The sequence below is a fragment of the Gelidibacter sp. genome, assembly GCF_039916245.1.
Lineage (GTDB): Bacteria > Bacteroidota > Bacteroidia > Flavobacteriales > Flavobacteriaceae > Gelidibacter.
The window spans coordinates 1-2,751 of record NZ_JBDSLS010000296.1; the positions used below are offsets into that span (position 1 = coordinate 1).

2 protein-coding genes are annotated in these 2,751 nt (G+C 40.2%); both read left to right on the forward strand.

Annotated elements, in window-relative coordinates; translation table 11 throughout:
* Nucleotides 1-2,118: aminotransferase class III-fold pyridoxal phosphate-dependent enzyme (locus ABIQ28_RS14995; protein WP_348038740.1), on the forward strand; the 2,118-nt coding region annotated here is incomplete at its 5' end.
* Nucleotides 2,119-2,305: 187 nt separating this feature from the next.
* On the forward strand, nucleotides 2,306-2,751 hold a 446-nt coding region (locus tag ABIQ28_RS15000; protein WP_348038742.1), incomplete at its 3' end, for a sugar-binding domain-containing protein.

Consider the following 2,751-nt stretch of genomic DNA (forward strand, 5'->3'; position numbering starts at 1 on the left):
GCCTATTTGTTAATCAGCGAAAAACCGGCTTGGGAAGTCCTTAGAAAATGGCGACAGATAAGCTCCGATTTTGCTCATTATAGTTTTAGAAATGCCTGTGGCTTTGAAGCGCATCCTAATCAAAAGTCATTTAAGGACTGGGCTGAAAAACAACAATTCAAATTGGAATCTCTATTCCCAACAATTCAAAAGGATGACCTAGCGCATTTGGATTTAAGTGTGTCCAGCAAATGGACTGGGCATCAAAAGGAGTTTAATGATTTAGATCTGTTTGAGTTTAAGATCAATCAACTTCAAAAGCAAGTTCCCAATAAAATCATCGCTGGAGGTTATTTGGAACCTCGAGCTATTTACACCTCAAATGCTTATGCTAAAATAGGGAATTCAGGTAAGGAGAATAGAACCATTCATTTAGGAATTGATTTTTGGTTGCCTAACGGAACTCCAGTTCATAGTGTTTTGGATGGCGAAGTCGTGCTTGCAATAAACGACGCTGGAAATAAGGAATACGGCGGATTAGTAATTTTAAAACACACGGCTGAAAACCTTGAATTCTATACGCTTTATGGGCATTTATCGGTGGCGAGTGCTACCAAACATAACGTTGGCGACTTTATAAAAAAAGGAGAAAAGGTTGGGGAATTAGGAAGTTCCAATGAAAACGGCAATTGGGCGCCACATCTTCATTTTCAAGTGCTATTGTCGCTTTTAAATTATCACAATGACTTTCCTGGGGTTGCTTATTATAGCCAAATAGACGTGTGGCAAAGTATCTGTCCAGATCCCAATTCATTATTTAAATCAGAAGCGCTTCAAAACACTATTGAAACCTCGAATACTGAATTAATCCACTATCGCAAACAGCATTTAGGCAAAAGTTTAAGCCTACAATATAAAGTGCCCATTAAAATGGTGCGTGGTGCTGGACAATATCTTATGGATCAATTTGGCAGAATGTATTTGGATACCGTAAATAATGTCGCCCATGTAGGCCATGAACATTATGAGGTCGTCAAGGCTGGTCAAGAGCAAATGGCATTGATCAATACCAATTCGCGCTATTTGCATGACAATATCAACGCTTTAGCCAAAGAGCTTATCGAAACTTTGCCAGCAGAATTGAGTGTCTTACATTTCGTGAATTCAGGAAGTGAAGCCAATGAGTTGGCTATCCGTATGGTCAAAGCGGCCACCGGCCAGCGCGATATTATTGCAAGCGAAGTCGGCTATCACGGCAATAGCAATATGTGTATCGATATCAGTTCCTATAAGTTTGATGGAAAGGGTGGAAGTGGAGCACCCGAACATACTCATATTTTTCCTTTACCAGATGCCTATCGCGGTAAATATAGAGGCGATGATGCCGGCGAAAAATATGCTGAAGAAGTCCAAAAACAAATCGATGTCGTTCATGAGAAAGGTCGCGGCGTTGGTGCATTCATCATCGAGCCGATTATCAGTTGTGGCGGGCAAATAGAATTACCAAAAGGGTTTTTAGCAAAAGCATATGAATTAGTCAGAACCGCTGGCGGCCTTTGTATTTCTGATGAAGTCCAAACGGGTTGCGGTAGAATGGGCGAAACCTTTTGGGGTTTTCAATTGCACGATGTCGTCCCAGATATTGTAACCATTGGTAAACCTTTGGGTAATGGACATCCGGTGGCGGCGGTTGCTTGTACTAAAGAAGTTGCTGAAAAGTTCGCCAATGGGATGGAGTATTTCAACACTTTTGGAGGAAATCCGGTGTCCTGTGCGATTGGGACTGAAGTGATTCGCACAGTAAAGCGAGAGAGATTACAAGAAAATGCTCTAAAAGTAGGCACGTATTTGAAAACTGAACTCAATAAGTTGGCTCAAGAATTTCCGATTATTGGCGATGTGCGCGGACAAGGCTTGTTTCTAGGTATTGAATTGGTGGATGCTAAAATGAATCCATTAGCGGACCAAACCGATTACTTGGCCAATCGCATGAAAGACCATGGTATTTTGATGAGCACTGATGGCCCCGATCATAATGTGTTGAAAATTAAACCACCTCTTGTTTTTTCTAATGAAAACGCACAAGAGTTAATTTTTTATCTAAGAAAAATATTTTCTGAAGATTTCATGCAACTTTAAGACTGGACGAAAACGACCTTAAGACGTAGGACATAGGACAAAAAAAATGGCGGCAGCATCAAGATTTGAGTCTTTAAGTTATTATCCAACACCAGTCTTAAGTCCTTTAGTCCTACGTCAACGTTAAGTAATTTAATGCTTTACCTATATAAATAATGGTTGAAGCTAAAAAATAATAAAAACCAATATGAAAATAAGACTACTAAGTATTATCCCTGTATTGTTCGTCATGAGTTGCAAAACGGCGCCACTTTCAGAAGTGCCAGAACAAACCTATCATTATAATCACGAAATATTTGAAGAACATAAACTGGCTCCTCGCGCGACCTATTTCGGATTTGAAAATGCTGATCTTAAAGAAAAAGAACAGTCCAGACGGTTCATGAGTTTGAATGGGCCGTGGAAATTTAATTGGGTTAAAGATCCAAAACAACGGCTCACAACCTTTCATAACGTCGATTTTGATGATTCCGATTGGAAAACCATTCCAGTGCCTGCCAATTGGGAAGTGGAAGGGTATGACCATCCAATTTATTTAGATGAGCGCTATCCATTTACCACAGAATGGCCCGATGCGCCAACCGATTATAATCCGGTTGGCACTTACAGAAAGGAGATTACTTTAGATAAAGA